Consider the following 23,280-nt stretch of genomic DNA (forward strand, 5'->3'; position numbering starts at 1 on the left):
CGGTGCTGTTGTCAGTAGCCGATCGGGCCCATCGGCTGCGCATAGTGCAGCCGCACCGGCTCGGAATGGCCGGCGATCTGGACGTCGGCCTTGACTTCCTCGCGGTACCCGAGCCCGAACCGGACCACGTACTGCTTGTAGAGGGTCACCAGGGGAGCGGCGGCCAGCGCCGCCTGCATGGCGGCGGCGTTGCCGATGGCGGTGATGGAATAGGGCGGGCTGTAGGTGCGACCGTTGAGCAGCAGGGTGTTGCCCACGCAACGGACCACCGACGTGGCGATGATGCGTTGGTCCTGCATCTGGATGGCTTCCGCGCCGGCACTCCACATCGCATTGAGCACCCCGTCGATGTCCTGTTGGTGCACGACGAGGTCGTCCGGGGTGGCGTCCCGCGGGAACCGGCCGTTGGCATCGCGCTGCGCGTCGTTGAGGACCACTACCAGGGCGGGGCCGCGCACCGGGTTCATGTCGGCCTCGCCGGCCAGTTCGGCGGCCCGTTGCAACATCGCGCGTAGTGCGGTGTCCGACGACCGGCCGTGTGCGGCGTCGAGCTTGCGGCTGAGCGCTTCGCGTTCGGCGTCCAGTTGACTCACCGAGGACCGGGTTTCACGGACCAGGTCCACCAGCCGCGGCGCGTCGCTACGACGGATTTCCGCACCCCCGGACACCCCGTGCGTCGCGGCCAGCAGCAGCCCGGCCAGCAGACACACCACCGGGACACCGAAGTGCCACAGCGAGCGGCGCTGATCGGATCCCTGTTCGGTCAACGGTGTGTCTCCGGCTCCTGATCGCGGTTCGCGGTGGGTGGTCGCGGATCGCCTTGAGTTAAGGTCGTACCCAAGCTCCGCGCTGCAACCGTAATCGTTGCACCTGTTCCGCATCGTTGCACCTGCTCTGCTCGTTTGACACCAGAGGTAGTAAATGCCCAAGTCCAAGGTCCGCAAGAAGAACGACTTCACCGTCAGCGCGGTGAGCCGTACGCCGGTGAAGGTGAAGGTGGGGCCGTCCAGCGTCTGGTTCGTCGCGCTGTTCATCGGGCTCATGCTGGTGGGGCTGGTCTGGTTGATGGTGTTCCAGTTGGCGGCTTACGGTCCGCAGGCTCCGGCCGCGCTGCACTGGATGGCCGAACTCGGTCCGTGGAACTACGCCATCGCGTTCGCTTTCATGATCACCGGGCTGTTGCTCACGATGCGCTGGCACTGAGCGTTGACTCAGGGGTAATGGCGGGGTGATATGTCGGTCTTGTTAGCGAGCTAGCAACCCCGCCGTTACCCAATCACACGCGTGTGATTCATCCCCACTGTTGATAGCTGCTGTGGATTAATCGTATCCATGGTGGTGAGAGGGCTCCGATAACGCATGCAGCAAACTGAATGGTCGCCGCCCACCGCCGGAATCGCAGCTTGCGGCGTCGGCGGCATGATGTTGGCTATCGCCGCTGTGACGCTGGTCACAGACCCGCCCGGGCGCTTCATCGCCGGGATTGCCGCGCTGGGTCTGCTCGTGTTTGCCGGCGCGTCGTGGCGGGCCCGTCCCAAGCTGGCTATCACCGACGACGCGCTGGTATTGCGCGGCTGGTTGCGCACGCAGCTGTTGCGCCGCGACGCGATCGACATCATCCGGATCACCGAATTCCGCCGACACGGGCGGCGGGTGCGGCTGCTGGAGATCGAGACGGTCAGCGGGGGACTGATTGTGCTGTCGCGCTGGGACCTGGGCACCGACCCTTTGGACGTGCTCGACGCCCTCACCGACGCCGGCTGGGCGGGTCACCCTTAGTGCCGAACAGACGCAAAAGCCCCCATTTCGGCACGAAATTAGGGGCTTTTGCGTCTGCTCGGCGGGGGACTGGTCAGGAAATGGTGATCGACTCGATGACGACCGGTTCCAGCGGGCGGTCGTTGCCGTCGGTCGCCGTGGTGGCGATGGTGTCGACGACGCGCTGCGACTCGGGGTCGATGACCTCGCCGTAAATCGTGTGGCGACGGTTCAGGTGCGGGGTCGGGCCCACCGTGATGAAGAACTGTGAGCCGTTGGTGCCCGGCCCGGCGTTGGCCATCGCCAGCAGGTACGGCCGGTCGAACTGCAACTCGGGGTGGAACTCGTCGGCAAACTTGTAGCCCGGACCGCCACGGCCGGTGCCGGTCGGGTCGCCGCCCTGGATCATGAAGCCCTTGATCACCCGGTGGAAGACCGCGCCGTCGTAGAACGGGCCCGACGGGCCGCCGGAGGCGTTCTGCGTCGAGTACTCCTTGGTGCCCTGCGCAAGCCCGACGAAGTTGGCGACGGTCTTGGGCGCGTGGTTGCCGAACAGGGCGACCTTGACGTCTCCCCGGTTGGTGTGCAGCGTGGCGGTGGCGGTCTGAATCGGGTTGGTCACGGGATCACAGTCTGCCACCACACCGCATCCGGCCCGCAGCCGGTGCACCTGCATCCGTTTGAGGTCAGGTACTAGCTCGACGGCGTGGTACCTGATAGGACTCGTAGGATCCGAGCGGCACGGCGAAAGGCGGCAGATGAGTGTGACGGTGGATGCCCGGTTGACTCCGCGCGAGCGACTCACCCGGGGCCTGACCTACTCGACGGTGGGACCGGTCGACGTCACCCGCGGCGTCGTCGGCCTCGGAGCCCAAGGTGCGCGCTCGACGGCCACGGAGCTCCGGCGCCGCTACCGGGAGGGCCGCCTGGCCCGCGAGCTCGCCGCCGCCCAGGAGACGATCGGCCAGGAGCTGGCCGCCGCCCAGGAAGTGGTCGCCAACCTGCCGCAGTTGCTGCAGGATGCCCGCCGCACCCAGCGCCGCAGCAAGAAGCCCTGGGTGGTCGCGGGTGCCGCCGGGGTGGCGGTGCTGGCCGCCGGTGGGGTCGCGTTCAGCATCGTGCGCCGCTCGACGCGTCCGGATCCGTCGCCGTTGCCGCCCAGCGTCGATGTGCAACAGCGTCCCTAGGCAGGTGGGTTTCACCTCCGCGCGCGCAGGGAGTCACCGATGACCGGGCACGACGTACGAATGATCATCTTGGCGACCGACGATCTCGACGAGTCGATCCGGTTCTACACCGAGACGCTGGGGATGGCGTTGAAGTTTCGCGACGGAGCCCACTTCGCGGCGCTGGACGGTGGCTCGGTGACGCTGGCGTTGGCGACCGCGGTGGACCATCCGATTCCGGGCCAGGTTGTCGTCGGGATCAAGACCGCTGACGTCGACGCCGCGGCCAAGGCGGTGGAAGCTGCCGGCGGTGGCATCGTGCAGGGCCCCCACGACGACGCGCACGAGCGGCGTGCCGTGGTCTACGACAACAAGGGCAACGGGCTGGTGTTCTACAGTCCGCTCAACCGCTGACGCCTGCCTCGCATGGCCGGCGATGGTCACGGCCAGTGTGTGGAGCCTAGGGGAATCGAACCCCTGACACCCGCCTTGCAAAGGCGGTGCTCTACCAACTGAGCTAAGGCCCCTCGTGGTGATCGGGTGCGTCATCAGAGGTCGGATCGGGCGCCACGTGCCAGACTTCGACGTCGCGCCGCGCACGGAACACGGCAGCCGCGCCGGCCGCGGCGGCCGCCGCCAGCGCGAACTTCACCCGACGTCTTGACGAACCCATGGTCGTGGGCCTAGGAGGACTCGAACCTCCGACCTCTTCGTTATCAGCGAAGCGCTCTAACCGCCTGAGCTATAGGCCCGTACTGCGCATACGGCCGAGCGAGGAGATTACCGCACCGGCCACCCGACACCCAAAACAGGCCAGCTAGTCCCGATCCGCCAGCGTCACTTCGATACCACCGATCAGATCGGTGGTGAGGTTGTAAACGAACGCGGCGATGGTGGACATCGCGGTCATCAGCACGATGTTGACCAAACCGATCAGGACGGCGCCGCCGAAGATGGTGCCGCTGGAGACGAGCTCACCGCTGCTGCCGCTGGTGTTGTTCAGCAGATCGCCGACGTTGCTGTTCAGCTTGGCCCACACGCCCATGCCGCCGAGCACCAGGTACAGGAACGCGACCGCGATCATCCAGACGAAGAACAGCGCCACCGACAGCAGCAGCGACACCTTCAATGTGCTCCACGGGTCGATGCGACGGATCTGCATGCTGGCCCGCACCGGCCCGCGGGCCCGCCGGGACCCGACCGCCACCCGCGACTCCCGCGATTCGCGGCCTTCGCTGCTGGACCGGGTTGTTCCTGACGAGGTGTCCGAGCTCCGCTCGGGAGTGGACTTGCGCGGGGTGGCCCGCGGAATCGGCCCGGACAGATCGGGCAGTTCGCTGGCATATGCCTCTGCAGGGGTGTTGTCGCTACGCACAGCTGGCGCCTCCGGCGGTGAGCCGGTGGTCGGACCCGACCCGCCGGAGATGAAACGATTCAGCCGCGCTTCGGAGCTGCTGGGCGGCCGCACTTCGGTGGGTGGGTCTGCCGCTGGACGCGGTCCCGACTGCGATGACGTCCGCGCCGCTCCGCGCTGCCACGGCGGGGCGTCGCCCGCATCCGGGATGCGGCCGGACCCGGTCGCGGCTCGGTGCGCACCGGCCCGTTCGGTTGAGCCATCCCCGTTCGGCTGGTCGCCCGGACTGGGGGCGCCGCCCGGCTCGTTCGGTGAACTCACCCCGACTCCTCACATGTGTGCTCAAGTAGCCGAGTCTATGCCCGGCTAGCTGACCGGCCCCTCTTCGCCCTCGACCTCGGCCTCGACGCTGGCTTCGGCGTTGCGGGCGATGGCCAACAGCGTGTCGCCCTCACCCAGGTTCATCAGCCGGACGCCCTTGGTCTGCCGTCCGGCCTTGCGGACCTGCCGGGCGGTGGTGCGGATGACACCGCCGCCGGAGGTGATCGCGTAGAGCTCGCTCTCGTCGTCGACGATCAGCGCCCCGACCAGTCGGCCGCGCCGCCGGTCGTACATGACCGTCAGCACACCCTTGCCGCCGCGCCCCTGCACCGGATACTCCTCGATGCCGGTCCGCTTGGCGTAGCCGCCCGAGGTGGCGACCAACAGGTAGGTGCCTTCGTGCACGACGTTGAGCGAGAGCAGCCGGTCGTCGGCGTTGAACCGCATACCTTGCACCCCTGAGGTGGCGCGGCCCATCGGCCGCAGCGCCTCGTCGGTCGCCGAGAACCGGATGGATTGGCCGTTGGCCGACACCAGCAGCAGGTCGTCATCCGAGGAGCACAGCACCGCGCCGACGAGCTCGTCGCCGTCGCGCAGGTTGACCGCCACGATTCCGCCGGACCGGTTGGAGTCGAAGTCGGTCAGTTTGGATTTCTTCACCAGCCCGTTGCGGGTGGCCAGCACCAGGTACGGCGCGTCCTCGTAGCTCTTGATCTGGATGACCTGGGCGATGCGTTCTTCGGGCTGGAAGGCCAGCAGGTTGGCGACGTGCTGACCGCGCGCGGTCCGCAACGCCTCCGGTAACTCATAGGCCTTGGCCCGGTACACCCGTCCCTGGGTGGTGAAGAACAGGATCCAGTCGTGGGTGGAGCAGACGAAAAAGTGCCGCACGATGTCGTCCTGCTTGAGCCCGGCACCCTGCACGCCTTTGCCACCGCGTTTCTGGCTGCGGTACAGATCGGTCTTGGTGCGCTTGGCGTACCCGGTTTCGGTGATGGTGACGACGACGTCCTCGCGGGCGATCAGATCTTCGTCGCTGACCTCACCGTCGGCGGCGATGATCCGGGTACGACGGTCGTCGCCGTGCTTGTCCACGATCTCGCCGAGTTCGTCGCGCACGATGCCGCGCTGCCGTTCCGGTTTGGCGAGAATGTCTTCCAGGTCAGCGATTTCGGCTTCGATCTTGGCCAGGTCGTCGACGATGCGTTGACGTTCCAGGGCGGCAAGCCGGCGCAGCTGCATGTCCAGGATCGCCTGCGCCTGGATCTCGTCGATGTCGAGCAGTTCGATCAACCCGGTGCGGGCGACGTCCACGGTCTCCGATGCCCGGATCAGCGCGATGACTTCGTCCAGCGCGTCGAGGGCTTTGACCAGACCGCGCAGAATGTGGGCCCGCTCGTTGGCTTTTCGCAGTCGGTAGGTGGTGCGCCGGACGATCACGTCGAGTTGGTGCGCGACGTAGTAGCGGATCATCTGGTCCAGCCGCAGGGTGCGCGGCACGCCGTCGACGATCGACAGCATGTTGGCACCGAAGCTGGTCTGCAGCTGGGTGTGCTTGTAGAGGTTGTTGAGCACCACCTTGGCCACCGCATCGCGCTTGAGTTCGATGACGATGCGCAGCCCGACGCGGTCGCTGGACTGGTCCTCGATGTTGGAGATTCCGGCCAGCCGGCCGTCGCGGACCTGCTCGGCGATCGAGGTGATGAAGTTGTCGTGGTTGACCTGATAAGGCAGCTCGGTAATCACCAGCGAGGTCCGGCCGCGCGAATCCTCTTCTACCTCAACGACTCCGCGCATTTTGACCGAACCGCGGCCGGTCTTGTACGCGTCAGAGATTCCCTGTGATCCGACGATCAGACCGGAGGTGGGAAAGTCCGGTCCCTTGACGCGCTCCATGACCGCGTCCAGCGTCGCCTCTTCGTCGGCGTCGTGGTTGTCCAGGCACCAGAACACCGCTTCGGCGAGTTCGCGCAGGTTGTGCGGCGGGATGTTGGTGGCCATGCCCACCGCGATGCCGCCCGAGCCGTTGGCCAGCAGGTTGGGGAACCGGCTGGGCAGCACCGTGGGTTCCTGCACCCGGCCGTCGTAGTTCGGGATGAAATCGACTGTCTCCTCGTCGATTTCGCGCAGCATCTCCATGGCCAGGGGGGTCAGCCGTGCTTCGGTGTTGTGACTGATGAAGCCGTTGGTCAGGAACGCGTGGTCTTCGGTGTCGACCCGCAGGCTGTAGACCGGTTGCACGCCGGCGTCGGTAACGGATGCGACTCGTGCGTAGTGGAAACGGCCGTCGGTGAGTTCGGATGCAATGGCCGCGGCATCCGCGTCATCTACGTAGGCCTGCAGGAATTCGGCAAGTCCCGGCACCTCGTCGACCGTGGGGGATAGGCACCCCATCGTCGGCGTGTTGGGTTCACGACCCCCACCCTCGGTGCTGAGGACCACACAGTCACCCGGCGCAATCTCTTCGATGAGCTTCCACAACAACGTGGGCACCGGTCCGATGTTCACCAGGCACAGCAGCGGGTGATTGGCCGTGCCGGTTAACTCGTGACCGCCGTTCGTGCGGACCCGGAACGTGGGGTGTTCACCCGAATGGAACAACCTGTCTGCGGAGACCGGCAGGCCGTGCCGGTCAAGCACTTTCAGGTCAATGGCGTTGTCGCTGTTGGCTTCAGCGCCCGGAACCACCTCTGCGATGGGGATGGAGCGGCCCTCGGGCAGTCCGATCAACGTGTCCCCGGTGACGCAATACCTCATTGCCGCCGGCGGATCGTTGCCCGGCGATCCGAAGTTGCCCTGCCCGTCGACCAACGGGTACCGCAGCGACCACGGCTGCGCCATCCGCACCAACGTGTCGTAGATCGAGGCGTCGCCGTGCGGGTGGTAGTTACCCATCGTCTCGGCCACTGAGCGAGCCGATTTGGCGTGGCTGCGGTCGGGACGGAATCCGGAGTCATACATCGCGTAGAGCACCCGGCGGTGCACCGGCTTGAGGCCGTCGCGCACTTCGGGCAGCGCGCGGCCGACGATCACGCTCATCGCGTAGTCGATGTAGCTGCGCTGCATCTCCTGCTGGATGTCGACCGGTTCGATCCGGTCCACCGAGTCGTCGCCGGGCGGCAGCGTCGTGTCAGTCATCTATTCCTCGTTGTATCGAAGGCGGACTGGGGATCAAACGTCAAGGAAGCGAACGTCTTTGGCGTTACGGGTGATGAAGCTGCGCCGGGCCTCGACGTCCTCGCCCATCAGGATGGAGAACAACTCGTCGGCGGCGGCGGCGTCATCGAGGGTGACCTGGCGCAATACCCGCACCGAGGGATCCATCGTGGTTTCCCACAACTCCTTAGCGTCCATCTCGCCCAGACCCTTGTAGCGCTGAATGCCGTCTTCTTTGTTGATCTTCTTCCCGGCCTTCTGGCCGGCCTCCAGCAGGCCGTCGCGTTCCCGGTCGGAGTAAGCGAATTCGGGTTCGCTGCGCTGCCACTTCAGTTTGTAGAGCGGCGGCTGCGCAAGGAACACATGGCCGTGTTCGAGCAGCGGCCTCATGAACCGGAACAGCAGCGTCAACAACAACGTCGAAATGTGTTGTCCGTCAACGTCGGCGTCGGCCATCAGCACGATCTTGTGGTACCGCAGCTTGGCGATGTCGAACTCGTCGTGGATACCGGTGCCGAGCGCGGTGATGATGGCCTGAACTTCGGTGTTCTTCAGCACCCGGTCGATGCGGGCCTTCTCGACGTTGATGATCTTGCCGCGCAACGGCAGGATCGCCTGGAACATCGAGTCCCGGCCGCTCTTGGCCGAGCCGCCGGCCGAGTCACCTTCCACCACATACAGTTCCGACTTGCGCGGGTCCGTGGAGCGGCAGTCGGCCAGCTTCCCGGGCAACCCCCCGAGGTCGGTGGCGCTCTTGCGGCGCACCAGCTCGCGGGCCTTGCGCGCCGCGATTCGGGCCTGCGCCGAGGAGACCGCCTTGTTCACCACGGTTTTGGCTTCTGACGGGTTGGACTCGAACCAGTGCGTGAGCTGCTCGTTGCACACCTTCTGCACGAACGACTTGACCTCGGTGTTGCCCAGCTTGGTCTTGGTCTGACCCTCGAACTGCGGTTCGGCGACCTTGACCGAGATGACGGCAGCCAGGCCTTCGCGGATGTCGTCACCGGTGAGGTTGGGGTCTTTGTCCTTCAGCAGCTTCTTGTCTTTGGCGTACTTGTTCACCACGGACGTCAGCGCGCTGCGGAAACCCTCTTCGTGCGTGCCGCCCTCGTGGGTGTTGATGGTGTTGGCGAAGGTGTGCACCGATTCGGAATAGCCGCCGTTCCACTGCATGGCGATTTCGACCTCGTGGCCGGTGCCTTTGCCGTCGAAGTCGATCACGCTCTGCTGGATCGGGCTCTTGGTGCGGTTGATGTGCTTGACGAAATCCACCAACCCGCCGGGGTAGTGGAAGGTGCGGTGCTTGACCTTGTGCGGCCTCTTGGATTCGGCGGCTTTCTCCTCGGCGGACTTGGGGGCTTCGGCGTGGTCGCTGACCACCTCGTCGACCACTTCGTCCTGTTCCACCCGCTCGTCGGTGAGGTTGATCGTCAGGCCCTTGTTCAGGAATGCCATCTCCTGCAGACGGCGGGCCACTGTCTCGAAGTCGTACTGGGTGGTTTCGAAGATGTCCGGGTCGGCCCAGAACCTGATGGTGGTACCGGTCTTGCGGGTTGCTTCGCCCTGTTTGAGGGTGCCGGGCACGGCCCGCTCGTAATACTGCGACCACTGGTGACCGTCGCGCTTGATGTCGACTTCCAGCCGGGTGGACAGTGCGTTGACCACCGAGACGCCGACGCCGTGCAGACCGCCGCTGACGTTGTAGCCGCTGTTCTCCCCACCGAACTTGCCGCCGGCATGCAGCTGGGTCATGACGACGTCGACGGTCGGGGCACCGGTGGCGTGCATGGCGACCGGGATACCGCGACCGTTGTCGGCCACCTCGACGCTGCCGTCGTCGAGCAGCTTCACATCGACCTGGGTGGCGTAGCCGGCCATGGCCTCGTCGACGGAGTTGTCCACCACCTCCCAGACCAGATGGTGCAGACCACGCTCCCCGGTGGAGCCGATATACATGCCCGGGCGTTTGCGGACGGCCTCGAGCCCTTCCAGAACGGTGATCGCCGAAGCGCCGTATTCGTCTTGTGCCTTCTTCTTCTGGGCAGCCACGTGCGGAACGCTCTCCTTGGGGATCGCAGCGACGATATTGGTTACCGTCGGCAAGTCGTCTATCACTCTACCGTGATGCACTGTCAGCACCGATCTTGCGGCCGCGTTTCTACCCATCTGATTGCGCCGTGCGCTCAGTTTCGTCGTTGTGGGCGCGTCCTGACGTTCCAGATATCAGTCCGCTAATTTCTGGCGGCTCTGAGACGGTGGCGTGTGAAGCGCCCCCGAGCGCCGGACGGTGCTTATCCGTACGTGTCGCGGGGTCCCCGGCCCGGGGAAGTGCGGCGTCCTTTCCGCCACGACGGGGTGGCCGGACCGGTGATCTTCAGCGAGGTCACCACACCGTTGCCGACAGCGGCCGCGATCTTGGCCAGCAGCTGGGCCTGCATCAGTCGCAGTTGGGTGGCCCAGGCCGTCGACTCCGCCGTCACACTGAGCACGCCGTCGGTCAACGACGTCGGATTCGCATGGTCGGCGATCTGATGTCCGACGACCGAATTCCACTGGCCGAACACGGTTCCCTCGGCCACCTGCGCGGTCCAGCCTCGCTGCTTGGCCAGCTCGCTGGTCAGCCGGCCCAACGGTTGGGGATCGCGCGCGTCGGGTCCCGGTCCCGACCATCGGCGCCGTGAACCGGCCACCCGGCGGCGCGGCTCGACGGGAGCCGCCCGGCCCCGGCCGGCGTCCTGTCCCCGCGCCCGGGCCGCCGCACGCGCCTCTTCCAGCGTTCGCCGAACCAGGTCCAGGCCGCGCTGGTTGACTTCGTCCTGATCGCTCATGCTGTGACCTCCGAGACCGGACCGGCGTCGCTGTCGTGTAACTCGATGTGCACACGGCCGGCCTCCCAGCCCGCGGGAATGTCCTCGGGTACGGCCGCGGTCACCAGCACCTGCTCGGCCGACTCCGCCACCGTCGCCAAGGCCCGGCGCCGCTTGGTGTCCAGTTCGGCGAACACGTCGTCGAGCAACAACACCGGGTCGCTGCCATCGGCGCGCAGCAGTTCGTAGGCGGCCAGCCGCAACGCGACCGCGAAAGACCAGGATTCCCCATGGCTGGCAAAGCCTTTGGCGGGATGCTCGCCCAGCCGCAATTCCAGGTCGTCGCGGTGTGGGCCGACCAGACACACCCCCCGCTCCAGTTCGGCGCCGCGGCGGGCGGTCAGGGCGGCCAACAGCACCGACTCCAATGAGTCGCTCTCCGCCTGCGGCGCCACCGTATCCGTGCTGGCGCGGTAACCGATTGCCGCCGAACGTGATTCGGGCGCCAACAGTTGATAGGCCTTCTGCACCTGCGGTGTCAGTTCATTGACCAGATCGATCCGGGCCGCCATCAGTTGGGCACCGATTTCGGCCAGCCGGCCGTCCCACACCTCCAGCGAATCCAGCGCACCCCGATCACTGCGAAACCGGGCCCCGGACAACGATTTCAACAAGGCGCTACGTTGCCGCAGCACCTTGTCGTAGTCGGCACGCACCCCCGCGATCATCGGCCGCCGCACGGTGGCCAACTCGTCGAGATAGCGGCGCCGGTCCGCCGGGTCGCCGCGCACCAGTGCCAGGTCCTCGGGAGCGAACAACACCGCCCGCAACACCCCGACGATCTCGCGCGTGCTGCGCACCGGCGACCGGTTCAGCCGCGCCTTATTGGCGCGGCCCGCGGCGATCTCGAGGTCCACCGCGCATTCGCGACCCTCGTTCACCACGATGGTGGACACCACGGCGCGTTCGGCGCCCGCGCGGATCAGCGGCGCATCCGTACCGACCCGATGGGATCCCAGCGTGGTCGAATACCACAGCGCCTCAAGCACATTGGTCTTCCCGAAGCCGTTACGACCGACGAATACCGTGCGCCCCGGCGCCAGTTCGAGATCCAACCGTGCCCAGGACCGGAAATCACGCAAGCCCAGATGCCGGACGTACACGTGTGCGTCCCGGCGATCAGCCCGGCAGCCGCACCGGCATCAACAGATACACGTAATCCGTCGGTACCGCGGGGAACGGACCACTGCCGCTGGGCACCGCATCGTCGGCCGAGGCCGGACGCAGCAAGGCCGGTTTGCCCGGAGTGGTGAACCCGAACGACACCCGCTCGGAATGCAGCGAACCCAGCCCGTCGGTCAGGTAGGTCGGGTTGAAGGCGATGGTCAGCGGTTCCCCGGCGTAGTCGACGGCCAGATCCTCCTCGGCACGTCCGACGTCGTCGGCGCCGGCCGACAGCCGCAGCATGTCGTCGGCGAATTCCATCCGGATCTGTGCGCCGCGTTCGGCGACCAGCGCCACCAGCTTGATCGCTTCGGTCAACTCGGCGACGTTGATGGTGGCCACCGCGCTGTGTTCAGCCGGTAGCAGTTGCCGGAATTTCGGGAATTCGGCGTCCAGCAACCGGGTGGTACTGCGTTTGCCGTTGCCGCTGATACCGAGCAGGCCTTCTTTGCCGACACCGGATCCCGAACCCAGCGACAGCCGGACTTCCGAACCGTCGGCGCCAGCCTTGGCGGCTTCGGCCAGAGTCTTGGCCGGCACCAGCACCGAGGCCTCGATGTCGGGGGACAGCGCCGACCACGTCAACTCGCGGACCGCCAGCCGAAACCGGTCGGTTGCGGCCAAAACCACCGATTCACCGGAGATCTCGACCCGGATGCCGGTGAGCATGGGCAGCGTGTCATCCCGGCCGGCAGCGATGGCGACCTGGCCGATCGCCTCGGCGAACAACTCGGCCGGCAGCGTCCCGGTCTCCTCAGGCAGGGTCGGCAGGGTCGGGTAATCCTCCACCGCCATCGTCGGCAACGAAAACCGAGCGCTACCGCAGGTCAAGGCGACCCGGTTGCCGTCGACGTAGAAATCCACCGGCTTGTTGGGCAGCGCCCGGGTGATTTCGGACAACAGTTTCCCGGACACCAAAACGCTTCCCGGGGAGGCGATTTCAGCAGCGACCTGTACTTCGGCGGAGACCTCGTAGTCGAATCCGGAGATGGTGAGCCCATCCTCGGATCCGGTCAGCAACACCCCGGACAGCACCGGCACCGTCGGCCGTGACGGCAGGTTTCTCGCCACCCACGACACCGCTTCGGCGAAGGACTCCCGGACCAGCCGAAACTTCAAATCGGTGACCGCACGTGTTGTAGCCGCGTCCATTGCGTCCCTTCACACCTGTGAACTCAAATCCGTGGGCCAGCTCCCCCGCCGGCGTTGGGGACTCCCCGTGACGACCGCCGGCGGCAGGTATCCGCCCCGACGACCGCAACAGCAGTCGAAGAACAACCGTAGAGCTTCTGGGGCGAACTTGAAAGCTCATCGCGCACCCCCGCAAACCAAGCTCGGGCCGCCGCGCAACGCCCCCGGACGAGGCTTGTCCCCAAGGGTGTACTTCAAGGAAGAAATGATGAAGAGATTTCAATAACAGTATTAGGGCGTGTGGAATCTGGGGACAACCCGGGCTTCGCGCAGCTAGCGGCCAGACGGGGCTGGGGATGACCGGGTCGCTGCCTGTGCGGGACGCGGTGGACGGCTGGGGATGAGCCACGGTTGTGCACTCAGGACGCACTGATGCACGCCGAACTCGCAGGGTTTGTGCACAGCCTGCGCACATCATCAAGCTGTTGCAGCTGTGACTCGAGGGAAGAAAGTTTTTCACCAAATTCGCGCGGGGGTGACGCAAGAACTCAGCGCTTGGAGCGCTGCCGGATCCGGGTGGTGAGTTCTTTGACGTTGTCGAAGATCTCGCGGCGCTGGGCCATCTCGCCGCGGATCTTCTTCTCCGCGTACATCACCGTGGTGTGATCGCGGCCGAAAGCCTGCCCGATCTTGGGCAGCGAGAGATCGGTGAGTTCGCGGCACAGGTACATGGCGATCTGGCGCGATTGCGCCAGCGGGCGCGCCTTGCCGGGCCCGCGTAGTTCTTCGACGGTGGTGTCGAAGTATTCAGCGGTGGCCGCCATGATGGTGGCCGCGCTGATCTGCATGCCGCTCGCGTCGGCGATCAGGTCGCGCAGCACGATCTCGGCCAGGGCCTTGTCGATGGGTGTCTTGTTCAGCGACGCGAACGCGGTGACCCGGATCAGGGCTCCCTCGAGTTCGCGGATATTGCGTTCGATGCTGCTGGCGATCAGTTCGAGGACGTCGTCGGGCACGGCCAGCCGCTCCACTTGCGCTTTCTTGCGCAGGATCGCGATGCGTGTTTCCAGGTCGGGGGGTTGCACATCGGTGATCAGTCCCCACTCGAACCGGGTGCGCAGCCGGTCTTCGAGGGTGGCCAACTGTTTGGGGGGCCGGTCGGAGGAGATGACGATCTGCTTGTTGGCGTTGTGCAGGGTGTTGAAGGTGTGGAAGAACTCTTCCTGGATCCCGTCCTTGCCTTCGATGAACTGGATGTCATCGACGAGCAACACATCGACATCCCGGTAGCTGCGTTTGAACGACACCTTGCGGTCGTCGCGCAGCGAGTTGATGAAGTCGTTGGTGAACTCCTCGGTGGAGACATACTTGACCCGCATGCCGGGGAACAACCGCTGCGCGTAGTTACCGGCGGCGTGCAGCAGGTGGGTCTTGCCCAGGCCGGACTCACCCCAGATGAACAGTGGGTTGTAGGCGCGCGCGGGCGCTTCGGCAATGGCCAGGGTGGCGGCATGGGCGAATCGGTTGGACGAACCGATGACAAAGGTGTCGAACGTGTAGCGCCGGTTGAGGCTGGTTCCGCTGGCGGCCGCGGTGTCGGTGGTGTGCGGGCGTTCGGTGAAATACGAGGGCCAACTCTGTGCGTTGCCGGCGGGCGCATCGGTGTCGGCGGTGTCGTCGGCATCGGTGCCGGGCGGCGGGCCCGCGTCGGAGGGTGCGAGCGCTCCGTCGTCCTCGGTGGGTGGGGCGATGCGGACCCCGAGTTGGATCTGTTGTCCGAGGCGACGGCTGAGTGCGTCGGTGATCTGGGTCCGCAGGTGTCGTTCGATCTCGTTCTGGACGAACACGCTGGGAACCGAGAGCAGCGCGAATCCCTCGACGATGGTCAGTGGTCGTACCAGATTCAGCCAGGCCCGTTGCTGGGGTGTCAGGGGAGTGGCGGGAGCGGATCCGTTACCGGAGTCACCGTTGAGTTCGGAGACGACCGCGTTCCACACTGTGGCGAATCCGGAACCCGGGTCATCGGTCAACGACGCATCTCCTGATCCGACGGTCGAGGGGGGTGGCGACGAACAGCTGTCCACATAGTTATCCACAGGTGTGGAAAGGACGGTCGATTACGTGCCGCAGCATAAACCACGGTCCGCGATCTCCGTGCTGGAAGACAATCATGAAGACTGTCCGGTCAGCTAGTCGATCCGCCATCCTCGCTTCATGGTCGACTCCAAACTTTTTGTCGACGCCGTTCCAAGTTCGCCCCAGCTTGGAAACGACACCCCGCGAAGCTAACAGTTTTCGTTGCGGCTGCCAACAGTTCTGTTGTATTCCGCTGGCGTTCTTGATGTTCTGGATCTTTCGGCGCTGAACGCCGCGTCACCACCGGCGGTGATATGCCGGTGGTGCTGGGTCTGCTGGGGCGAGCGAGGTTTGACCAGGCGAACCCGCATCAGTACCCTCAAACAGTCGCCCGAAAGTCGGCGATACGGCTGCGACCCGGACCCAATGCCCGGGGACCGCGCCGGCCAGCTAGCGAGACACTCTCCGACCAACGGGCTGCAAAGCATCTGCGGGCGGATGGTTATGCCAAACACAGCGAGGAGAACGCCGTGGCCAAGGGCAAGCGGACCTTCCAGCCGAACAATCGGCGTCGAGCCCGCGTACATGGTTTCCGGCTGCGGATGCGCACCCGTGCCGGGCGGGCCATCGTCGCCAACCGGCGCAGCAAGGGTCGCCGCGCTCTCACTGCCTGATCGCAAGATCGGGTTTGCCAGCAGGTGCTTTCTCCACGCAACCGCATGAGGCGGTCGACGGAGTTTGACGCGACGGTGAAGTATGGGATGCGCACAGTGCAGCCCGACGTCGTCGTCCATGTGCGCAGAGGCAGCGAGTCGTTGGGCGACCCAACCCGATGCCAAGCCCCGAGAGTCGGCCTGATCGTGGCCAAGCGAGTGGGCACCGCAGTCGAGCGGCACCGGGTGGCGCGGCGGCTGCGCCATGTGGCGCGGCCGATGCTGGAGAGTCTGCATCCGCTGGATCAGGTGGTGATCCGCGCCCTGCCCAGCAGCCGGCACGTGTCGTCGGCCTGGCTGGAGCAGCAACTGCGCCGCGGCCTGCGCCGGGCTTTCGAATTGGCGGGAACCGAGCGGTGAGCACACCGAGTATCGGCAACCCCGTGGTGCGTGCCACGATCTCTGTGATCCAGCTTTACCGGCACATGGTGTCGCCACTGCGGCCGGCCACGTGCCGGTTCATCCCGACGTGCAGTCAGTACGCCGTGGCGGCATTGGCCGAATACGGCATGCTCCGCGGGAGCTGGCTGGCGGTGGCCAGACTCGCCAAGTGTGGACCCTGGCACCGGGGCGGATGGGACCCGATCCCTGAGCGCCGGGCTGACTTCGATGACGCCGCCGTCGACCGCGCGGCACCGCAACGGGGGAGTGACACTTTTGTTTGATTGGTTCAGCCTCGACTTCGTCTACTACCCGGTGTCGTGGATTATGTGGGTCTGGTACAAAGCGTTCGCTTTCGTGCTGGGGCCGGACAACTTCTTCGCCTGGGCGTTGTCGGTGATGTTCCTGGTCTTCACATTGCGTGCGCTGCTGTACAAGCCGTTCGTCAAGCAGATTCGGACCACGCGGCAAATGCAGGAGCTGCAACCGCAGATCAAGGCCCTGCAGAAGAAGTACGGCAAGGACCGCCAGAAGATGGCGATCGAGATGCAGAAGCTGCAACGCGAGCACGGCTTCAATCCCATCCTGGGTTGCTTGCCGATGCTGGCCCAGCTGCCGGTGTTCCTTGGGCTGTATCACGTGTTGCGCTCGTTCAACCGGACCACCGGCGGCATCGGTTTGCAGAGCATGTCCCCCGAGCAGAACCGGTTGATCGGCAACTACGTCTTCACCGCGCTCGACGTGCAGAACTTCCTCAAGGCCAACCTGTTCGGTGCGCCGATCGGCGCCTCCATGACCCAGCAGGGCGGCCTGGGAGCCTTCGAACACTTCAGCCGCCCGGCAGTGATCGCGGTAGGTGCGCCGGTGATGATCCTGGCCGGCGTAGCCACCTACTTCAACAGCCGGGCTTCGGTGGCGCGACAGAGCGCCGAGGCTGCGGCGAATCCGCAGACCGCCATGATGAACAAGCTGGCTCTGTACGTGTTCCCGCTCGGCGTTGTGGTCGGCGGTCCGTTCCTGCCGCTGGCGATCATCCTGTACTGGTTCGCCAACAACATCTGGACCTTCGGTCAGCAGCATTACGTGTTCGGCATGATCGAGAAAGAGGACGAAGCTAAAAAGCAGGAAGCCATTGAGCGGCGGGCTGCCAACGCCCCGGCCCCGGGAGCCAAGCCGGTCCGCACGAGTAGGGCATCCCAGGGACCGGAGAATCGGTCCGAGTCCCCGGGTGCAGCGGACGGCGCAGCGAGCGGCGAAGAAGATCAGACCTCGACGGCTCAGGCGAACAAACCCAATTCGGCGGGCCAACGCCCGGGACGCACGCCGCGTCCGGGGGCGCGACCGAAGAAACGCAAACGTTAGCGAGCGCCCGGCACCGGCCGGTTCGGCCTGCCGGGACGCTCGAGAACCACCGCGCGGTGCGAGCACCGCGACTACCCAACCCGTGGATGAGGGGAGACATTGCTATGACCGACGCGGACACCACCGAAGTTGATATCGACACCCAGGAGAGCGACCCGGACGGTTCGGCTCCGGCCGTGGACGGTGACGATCTCGAAGACCGTCTGGTCGCCGAAGGTGAGATCGCCGGCGACTATCTGGAAGAGCTGCTGGACTTGCTGGACTTCGACGGCGACATCGACCTGGACGTCGAAGGCAACCGCGCGGTTGTCAGCATCGACGGCAGCAACGACCTGAACAAGTTGGTGGGTCGCGGCGGCGAGGTGCTCGATGCGCTGCAGGAACTGACCCGACTGGCGGTACACCAGAAGACCGGGGTACGCAGCCGGCTGATGCTCGACATCGCGAGCTGGCGTCGTCGGCGGCGGGAGGAACTAGCTGCCCTGGGTGACAAGGTGGCTCGGCGGGTTGCCGAGACGGGCGAGCGCGAAGCCCTCTCGCCGATGACGCCGTTCGAGCGCAAGATCGTCCACGATGCCGTTGCCGCGGTGGAGGGCGTGCACAGCGAGAGTGAGGGTGTAGAGCCCTCGCGCCGCGTTGTCGTGTTGCGCGACTGATACGCGTGACCGGAAAGTGACCGGCCCGTGACCACCGGAGTTACAGAGGTGTAGTTCGGCGCCGGCACGGGCGAGGCGGAGGCGGAGACCGGAGGAATGTTTCACGTGAAACATGTCGATCCGCACGGGCGCGCGCAGCCGGATGAACCAGAAGCCCAGGCCGTCAGGGCGGCGGAACACCTCTTCGGCCCGCGAATCGACATGGCGCGGCGCTACGCCGAGCTGCTGCGGACCGCTGGGGTCGAGCGAGGGTTGCTCGGTCCGAAGGAAGTCGACCGGGTGTGGGAGCGCCATATCGCGAATTCAGCCGTGATCGGCGAGCTGCTGGAGGAGCGTTCCCGGGTAGTCGACATCGGCAGCGGTGCAGGCCTGCCGGGCATCCCGCTGGCACTCGCTCGTCCAGACCTGCGTGTGGTGCTGCTCGAACCACTGCTACGCCGCAGTGAGTTTCTCGGGGAAGTCGTGGACGATCTCGATTTACCGGTCGAGGTGATTCGCGGCCGCGCGGAAGAGCGCGTGGTCCGCGACATCGTGAGAGATAGTGACGCCGCGGTGTCCCGGGCCGTAGCCGGACTGGACAAACTGACGAAGTGGAGTATGCCGTTGCTGAAGCTCGACGGACAGATGGTGGCGATCAAGGGGGAGCGCGCTCCCGACGAGGTCCGCGAACACCGGCGTGTGATGGCGGCGGCGGGGGCCGTCGATGTCAGGGTAGTGACATGTGGTGCGAACCTGTTGGAACGGCCGGCGACCGCGGTGGTGGCTCGGCGGGGGACACCGGCGCGGCGGTCGCGCGGAGGCACGACATGAGGTTCGGCCGCAACACGGGGCGCCCGAGTGACGCGATCCCGCCCCGCCCCGACGCCCCGGTGCCTGCCGACCGAGTGGCGCCGCGGCCGCCGGTAGCGCACAATCCCACCGTGAATGTTTCACGTGAAACATCAACCGAGTTCGACACCCCGATCGGTGCTGCTGCCGAGCGCGCCATGCGGGTGCTGCACACCACGCACGACGCCCTCCCGCGACCGCGCCAGCGCCGGGTCTTCACCATCGCCAATCAAAAAGGGGGAGTCGGTAAGACCACGACCGCCGTGAACCTCGCCGCGGCCCTCGCCGTGCAGGGCCTCAAGACGCTCGTGATCGACCTCGACCCACAAGGCAACGCCAGCACCGCGCTGGGCATCACCGATCGCCAGTCGGGGACACCCTCGTCCTACGAAGTGCTGATCGGTGAGGTGCCACTACGCGAGGCGTTGCGCCGCAGCCCGCACAGCGAACGCCTCTATTGCGTGCCGGCCACCATCGACCTGGCCGGCGCCGAAATTGAACTGGTCAGCATGGTGGCGCGCGAGAACCGGTTACGCAACGCACTGGTCGAGCTGGACAGCTTCGACTTCGACTACGTCTTCGTGGACTGTCCGCCCTCCCTCGGACTGCTCACCATCAACGCTCTGGTCGCCGCGCCGGAGGTGCTGATTCCCATCCAATGTGAGTACTACGCGCTTGAGGGCGTATCGCAGCTGATGCGCAACATCGAGATGGTCAAGGCGCACCTCAACCCGCAACTCGACGTCACCACCGTCATTCTGACCATGTACGACGGCCGAACCAAGCTGGCCGACCAGGTAGCCGAAGAGGTACGCCGGTACTTCGGTGACAAGGTGCTGCGCACCGTCATCCCGCGCAGCGTGAAAGTATCCGAAGCGCCGGGCTACAGCATGACCATCATCGATTACGATCCCGGTTCGCGTGGGGCCATGAGCTATCTCGACGCCAGCCGCGAACTCGCGCAACGCGACCGACCACCAGCCGGGAGGGCATAACCAATGACGACTCCGTCACGCAGGAAGGGCGGTCTGGGCCGCGGGCTGGCTTCACTGATCCCCACCGGCCCGGCCGAGGGCGACGCCGGACCCGCAACGCTGGGTCCGCGGATGGGTTCGGCAGCCGCCGATGTGGTGATCGGCGGGCCGTTGCCGGACGCCGCCGCGATGGGTGCGGTGTACCGCGAAATCGCACCGTCGGACATCGAGCCCAACCCACGCCAGCCACGCCAGGTGTTCGACGACGAAGCGCTCTCGGAGCTGGTGCACTCCATCCGCGAGTTCGGGCTGCTGCAGCCGATCGTGGTGCGTGCGGTTCCCGGAACGCCCGGCGGTGCGCGCTATCAGATCGTGATGGGGGAGCGCAGATGGCGCGCGGCGCAGGCAGCCGGCCTGGCCACTATCCCCGCTATCGTGCGCGAGACGGGCGACGATAACCTGCTGCGCGACGCCCTGCTCGAGAACATCCACCGGGTGCAGCTCAACCCGTTGGAAGAAGCGGCGGCATACCAGCAACTGCTCGACGAGTTCGGCGTCACCCACGACGAACTGGCCGCCCGCATCGGCCGCTCACGCCCGCTGATCACGAACATGATCCGGCTGCTCAAACTGCCGATCCCGGTGCAGCGCAGGGTAGCGGCAGGGGTGTTGTCCGCCGGACATGCCCGGGCGCTGCTGTCGCTGGAAGCCGGGCCGGAGGCCCAGGAGGAATTGGCGAGCCGGATCGTCGCGGAGGGTTTGTCGGTGCGGGCCACCGAGGAGGCGGTGACCCTGGCGAACCGGGCAGACGGCAGTGCGCCGACGCCGCCACGGCGCAAGCCGATCCAGATGCCGGGACTGCAAGACGTCGCCGAACGACTGTCGAACGCATTCGACACCCGGGTCACCGTCGCGCTGGGCAAGCGCAAAGGCAAGATCGTGGTTGAGTTCGGTTCGGTGGACGACTTGCAGCGGATCATCGACCTGATGACCTCGAAACCGGCCTGACCGGGCACGACCAGTCATCTTGTGTAATTACGTCACTGTGACAGTGCACTGGTCGGGTGCGGGTCCGCAGCCCGCGGACCGGCGCAAACACGCTGTGCGTCAAGCCTTTTCGACAATCGACGGGTCAACCCGGGTTGGTCGCGACCGCACGGGGGGTGGCGCCGGCCGGACAACGCAGCCGTCGGGCGCGCACTGGCCGGATACCCGTCGACTCTCCTATCCTGGAAGGGTTGCCGGTGCACATCAGGCCGGGGAGAGCGGGGCCAGCCACGCCGCCGTTGCCACGTCGCACAGACGCCGGGCGGCACGCCGAGGGCTATCGGGTTCGAGCGCCGCACGGAGGCTAGGAGACTAGTGTCAGCTCGGATTACTGCGCTGCGGCTCGAAGCATTCGAGCAGCTCCCCAAGCACGCGCGTCGGTGCGTGTTCTGGGAGGTCGATCCGGCGACCCTCGGGACCGATGACCAGCTGGCGGACCCGGAATTCGAAAAAGAAGCGTGGCTGTCCATGGTGATGCTCGAGTGGGGTTCGTGCGGGCAGGTCGCGACCGAGATCCTGGACGAACGCAGCCAGGCCGAGCCGGCGTGTGTCGGCTACGTGCTATACGCGCCGCCGCGGGCCGTTCCCCGTGCCCACCGGTTCCCGACCGCGCCGGTGTCGGCGGACGCGGTGTTGTTGACCTCGATGGGTATCGAGCGTGGGCAGGCCGACCCGGGCGTGGTGGCGGACCTGCCGCACAATTTGATCAGCCGGGTGGTCGACGAGTTGGTACGCCGCGGGGTGCGCGCGCTGGAGGCTTTCGGCCGTACCCAGGCAGCCACCGAGTTGCAGGAGCCGGTGCAGGCCGACCTGCAGCCGGTCGTTGAAGCGCTGGGGGACTGCTCGGTCGAACACTGCATCATCGATGCGGACTTTTTGCTGGACGAAGGATTCGTGGTGGTGGCGCCCCATCCGTACTTCCCGCGGCTGCGCCTCGAACTCGACAAAGGACTGGGCTGGAAGGCCGAAGTCGAGGCCGCGCTGGAACGCCTGCTGGAGAACGCCCAGCTGCAGGAGCCGGTCGGGGCGGCGACAGCCGGCAACACCTTGCAGGCGCCGGACGGTGAAATCGGTTAGGAGCCGGTGCTTCTGCTGGCCCGCTCGCGCTCGACGCTGAGTTCGTGGGCCAGCAATTCGGCGAAGGTGAAGGTGCCGGTGGGCCGATCGTTCTTACCCAGCAGATAGAGCCGCTTCACCGCGGCCAGAATGCCTTCGGCGATGGCGTCGCGCGTCTGCGCGGCAACCAGCATCTGACGGTCGTTGGGGTTGGTGATGTAACCGACATCGACCTGAACGGTGGGCATTCTGGTGAGCCGCAACAGATCCCAGGTTCGGCCGTGGACGCGACAGTCCCGTAAGCCGGTGCGGGCAACGACTTCTCGCTGGATGAAGTCGGCCAGGTTGCGGCCGATGGTGGACACCGATCCATGCGAGTTGCCGAAGTGGAACGATGCCACGCCGGTGGCCGACGGGCTGGTTTGGGTTTCACACCGCAGACTGATCATCAGGTCTGCCCCAACGGAATTCGCGATGGCCGCACGCTCGGCGTCCGACGGGCTGTGGTCGTGTGGTCTGGAGCGGAACGTCTCCATACCGATCGCGGTCATCCGGCCTTCGAGCCGACTTGCCAAGTCCCACAACACGTCTGCTTCGCTGATCGGACCGTCCGGTCCGTAGCTGATCAGGCCGTGGTCGTTGCCGCCGCGGCCCGGGTCGATGATGATCCGCTTGCCGGACAGCTTGGGTCCGGACCGTCGGACGAGTTCTTCTTCCCGGATCGCGTGTGGCGAACCGCCGCTGACCCGGGAACTGAGAAAGTACAAGGACCGCAACGTTTCTGGGCCGCAGATGCCGTCGGCGGACATGCCGTATTCCCGTTGGTAGGACATCAGCGCATTGTGGGTCTGCAGACCGAAGTGGCCGTCCACCAGACCGGTGTAGAAGCCGAGGTCCTGCAGACGCGCCTGCAGGGTCGCGACATCGTCACCATAGAGCGGAGCCCCGAATTGGTGATATAGCGTGCGGGCGCCGAGACGGTAGGAAGCTTCCTTCAACGCCCGGTAGGTGGCCTCGCCGACAACGCCGTCCACCAGCAGTCCGCGGTGCTGCTGGAATGCCCGCACTGCGTGGTCCAACTCGCCGTCGAAGACGTCGACCGCGACGTGGCTGCCGGTGTTCAGATCTTCGTCAAAATTGTCCAGCATTCCCAGTGCGGCCAGCGCGGCCCGGATTTCGGTGACAGCGGCGCCGCGGTCACCACAGCGCAGCGCGTCGCCGTCTTCGCGGCGCGGACTCGGCATACCAAGGGTCCTCCGGAACTAATTGT

The 23,280-nt window shown here is 65.9% G+C and carries 24 protein-coding genes and 2 tRNA genes; 13 read left to right on the top strand and 13 right to left on the bottom strand.

All coding sequences use genetic code 11. From position 1 onward, the window contains the following. Positions 1–11: 11 nt before the first annotated feature. Entirely contained in the window at positions 12–767 is a 756-nt protein-coding gene (locus AC5Y3Z_RS11085) for a DUF881 domain-containing protein (RefSeq protein WP_473138701.1), read from the bottom strand. 154 nt (positions 768–921) lie between these two features. Between AC5Y3Z_RS11085 and crgA the strand changes: the two genes are divergently transcribed. After that, positions 922–1,203, top strand: coding sequence for a cell division protein CrgA (gene crgA, locus AC5Y3Z_RS11090; RefSeq protein ID WP_418013974.1), 282 nt, complete (start codon positions 922–924; stop codon positions 1,201–1,203). Positions 1,204–1,359: 156 nt separating this feature from the next. Further along, positions 1,360–1,779, top strand: coding sequence for a PH domain-containing protein (locus tag AC5Y3Z_RS11095; RefSeq protein ID WP_473138700.1), 420 nt, complete (start codon positions 1,360–1,362; stop codon positions 1,777–1,779). Positions 1,780–1,852: 73 nt separating this feature from the next. Here AC5Y3Z_RS11095 and AC5Y3Z_RS11100 read toward each other — a convergent pair whose 3' ends face one another. Continuing rightward, positions 1,853–2,398: a peptidylprolyl isomerase gene (locus AC5Y3Z_RS11100; protein WP_463826431.1), complete on the bottom strand. Its 546-nt coding sequence runs from the start codon at positions 2,396–2,398 to the stop codon at positions 1,853–1,855. A gap of 118 nt (positions 2,399–2,516) precedes the next feature. Between AC5Y3Z_RS11100 and cwsA the strand changes: the two genes are divergently transcribed. Then, positions 2,517–2,945 (top strand): cell wall synthesis protein CwsA, encoded by a 429-nt coding sequence (gene cwsA / locus AC5Y3Z_RS11105; RefSeq protein WP_473138699.1) that lies wholly within the window; start codon positions 2,517–2,519, stop codon positions 2,943–2,945. Positions 2,946–2,984: 39 nt separating this feature from the next. Continuing rightward, positions 2,985–3,338 (top strand): VOC family protein, encoded by a 354-nt coding sequence (locus AC5Y3Z_RS11110; RefSeq protein ID WP_473138698.1) that lies wholly within the window; start codon positions 2,985–2,987, stop codon positions 3,336–3,338. A 40-nt stretch (positions 3,339–3,378) separates the two neighbouring features. On the opposite strand, the gene AC5Y3Z_RS11115 is transcribed toward AC5Y3Z_RS11110, so the two are convergent. The 10 genes from AC5Y3Z_RS11115 to dnaA all read right to left on the bottom strand — a co-directional run bounded on the left by AC5Y3Z_RS11115 (position 3,379) and on the right by dnaA (position 14,947). Continuing rightward, positions 3,379–3,451 (bottom strand) — tRNA-Ala (locus tag AC5Y3Z_RS11115). After that, the gene (locus AC5Y3Z_RS11120; protein WP_473138697.1) at positions 3,442–3,597 is read right to left on the bottom strand and encodes a hypothetical protein; all 156 of its coding nucleotides are present in this window, start codon (positions 3,595–3,597) and stop codon (positions 3,442–3,444) included. Before AC5Y3Z_RS11120 ends, AC5Y3Z_RS11115 begins: the two co-directional genes overlap by 10 nt. 5 nt (positions 3,598–3,602) lie before the next feature. Next, positions 3,603–3,676, bottom strand: a tRNA-Ile gene (locus AC5Y3Z_RS11125). A 65-nt stretch (positions 3,677–3,741) separates the two neighbouring features. Beyond that, the gene (locus AC5Y3Z_RS11130) at positions 3,742–4,599 is read right to left on the bottom strand and encodes a DUF3566 domain-containing protein (RefSeq protein ID WP_463826283.1); all 858 of its coding nucleotides are present in this window, start codon (positions 4,597–4,599) and stop codon (positions 3,742–3,744) included. 45 nt (positions 4,600–4,644) lie between these two features. Continuing rightward, on the bottom strand, positions 4,645–7,737 hold the full coding sequence (gyrA, locus tag AC5Y3Z_RS11135) for an intein-containing DNA gyrase subunit A (RefSeq protein ID WP_473138696.1): 3,093 nt from the start codon (positions 7,735–7,737) through the stop codon (positions 4,645–4,647). A 33-nt stretch (positions 7,738–7,770) separates the two neighbouring features. Beyond that, a complete protein-coding gene (gene gyrB / locus AC5Y3Z_RS11140) occupies positions 7,771–9,804 on the bottom strand; it encodes a DNA topoisomerase (ATP-hydrolyzing) subunit B (RefSeq protein WP_463826281.1) in 2,034 nt (677 codons plus the stop codon). Between the two features lie 242 nt (positions 9,805–10,046). Beyond that, positions 10,047–10,583, bottom strand: coding sequence for a DUF721 family protein (locus tag AC5Y3Z_RS11145; protein WP_473138695.1), 537 nt, complete (start codon positions 10,581–10,583; stop codon positions 10,047–10,049). Beyond that, positions 10,580–11,725: a DNA replication/repair protein RecF gene (gene recF / locus AC5Y3Z_RS11150; protein WP_473138694.1), complete on the bottom strand. Its 1,146-nt coding sequence runs from the start codon at positions 11,723–11,725 to the stop codon at positions 10,580–10,582. Before recF ends, AC5Y3Z_RS11145 begins: the two co-directional genes overlap by 4 nt. Positions 11,726–11,741: 16 nt before the next feature. Further along, positions 11,742–12,938: a DNA polymerase III subunit beta gene (gene dnaN / locus AC5Y3Z_RS11155; protein WP_463826278.1), complete on the bottom strand. Its 1,197-nt coding sequence runs from the start codon at positions 12,936–12,938 to the stop codon at positions 11,742–11,744. Positions 12,939–13,465: 527 nt separating this feature from the next. Continuing rightward, a complete protein-coding gene (gene dnaA, locus AC5Y3Z_RS11160) occupies positions 13,466–14,947 on the bottom strand; it encodes a chromosomal replication initiator protein DnaA (protein WP_473138693.1) in 1,482 nt (493 codons plus the stop codon). A 576-nt stretch (positions 14,948–15,523) separates the two neighbouring features. Here dnaA and rpmH point away from each other — a divergent pair. From rpmH to AC5Y3Z_RS11205, 9 genes are all read left to right on the top strand, one after another. After that, positions 15,524–15,667 (top strand): 50S ribosomal protein L34, encoded by a 144-nt coding sequence (gene rpmH, locus AC5Y3Z_RS11165; protein WP_003898363.1) that lies wholly within the window; start codon positions 15,524–15,526, stop codon positions 15,665–15,667. Positions 15,668–15,691: 24 nt separating this feature from the next. Then, entirely contained in the window at positions 15,692–16,066 is a 375-nt protein-coding gene (gene rnpA / locus AC5Y3Z_RS11170; RefSeq protein WP_463826276.1) for a ribonuclease P protein component, read from the top strand. After that, a complete protein-coding gene (gene yidD, locus AC5Y3Z_RS11175) occupies positions 16,063–16,371 on the top strand; it encodes a membrane protein insertion efficiency factor YidD (RefSeq protein ID WP_463826275.1) in 309 nt (102 codons plus the stop codon). Before rnpA ends, yidD begins: the two co-directional genes overlap by 4 nt. Then, positions 16,355–17,449 (top strand): membrane protein insertase YidC, encoded by a 1,095-nt coding sequence (yidC, locus tag AC5Y3Z_RS11180; protein WP_463826430.1) that lies wholly within the window; start codon positions 16,355–16,357, stop codon positions 17,447–17,449. Before yidD ends, yidC begins: the two co-directional genes overlap by 17 nt. Positions 17,450–17,553: 104 nt before the next feature. Then, entirely contained in the window at positions 17,554–18,105 is a 552-nt protein-coding gene (locus AC5Y3Z_RS11185; protein WP_463826274.1) for a Jag family protein, read from the top strand. A 96-nt stretch (positions 18,106–18,201) separates the two neighbouring features. Then, complete coding sequence (rsmG, locus tag AC5Y3Z_RS11190) at positions 18,202–18,915, top strand: 16S rRNA (guanine(527)-N(7))-methyltransferase RsmG (RefSeq protein WP_473138692.1); 714 nt, start codon at positions 18,202–18,204, stop codon at positions 18,913–18,915. Further along, complete coding sequence (locus AC5Y3Z_RS11195; RefSeq protein ID WP_473138691.1) at positions 18,912–19,928, top strand: ParA family protein; 1,017 nt, start codon at positions 18,912–18,914, stop codon at positions 19,926–19,928. Before rsmG ends, AC5Y3Z_RS11195 begins: the two co-directional genes overlap by 4 nt. Positions 19,929–19,931: 3 nt before the next feature. After that, positions 19,932–20,915, top strand: coding sequence for a ParB/RepB/Spo0J family partition protein (locus tag AC5Y3Z_RS11200; RefSeq protein WP_463826271.1), 984 nt, complete (start codon positions 19,932–19,934; stop codon positions 20,913–20,915). A 354-nt stretch (positions 20,916–21,269) separates the two neighbouring features. Further along, complete coding sequence (locus AC5Y3Z_RS11205; RefSeq protein WP_473138690.1) at positions 21,270–22,031, top strand: acetyltransferase; 762 nt, start codon at positions 21,270–21,272, stop codon at positions 22,029–22,031. Here AC5Y3Z_RS11205 and AC5Y3Z_RS11210 read toward each other — a convergent pair. Beyond that, positions 22,028–23,254: an N-acetylmuramoyl-L-alanine amidase gene (locus AC5Y3Z_RS11210; RefSeq protein WP_463826269.1), complete on the bottom strand. Its 1,227-nt coding sequence runs from the start codon at positions 23,252–23,254 to the stop codon at positions 22,028–22,030. The two genes, AC5Y3Z_RS11205 and AC5Y3Z_RS11210, sit on opposite strands and share 4 nt — an antisense overlap. Positions 23,255–23,280 lie beyond the last annotated feature (26 nt).

It is taken from the genome of Mycobacterium sp. NGS61 (genome assembly GCF_059812325.1).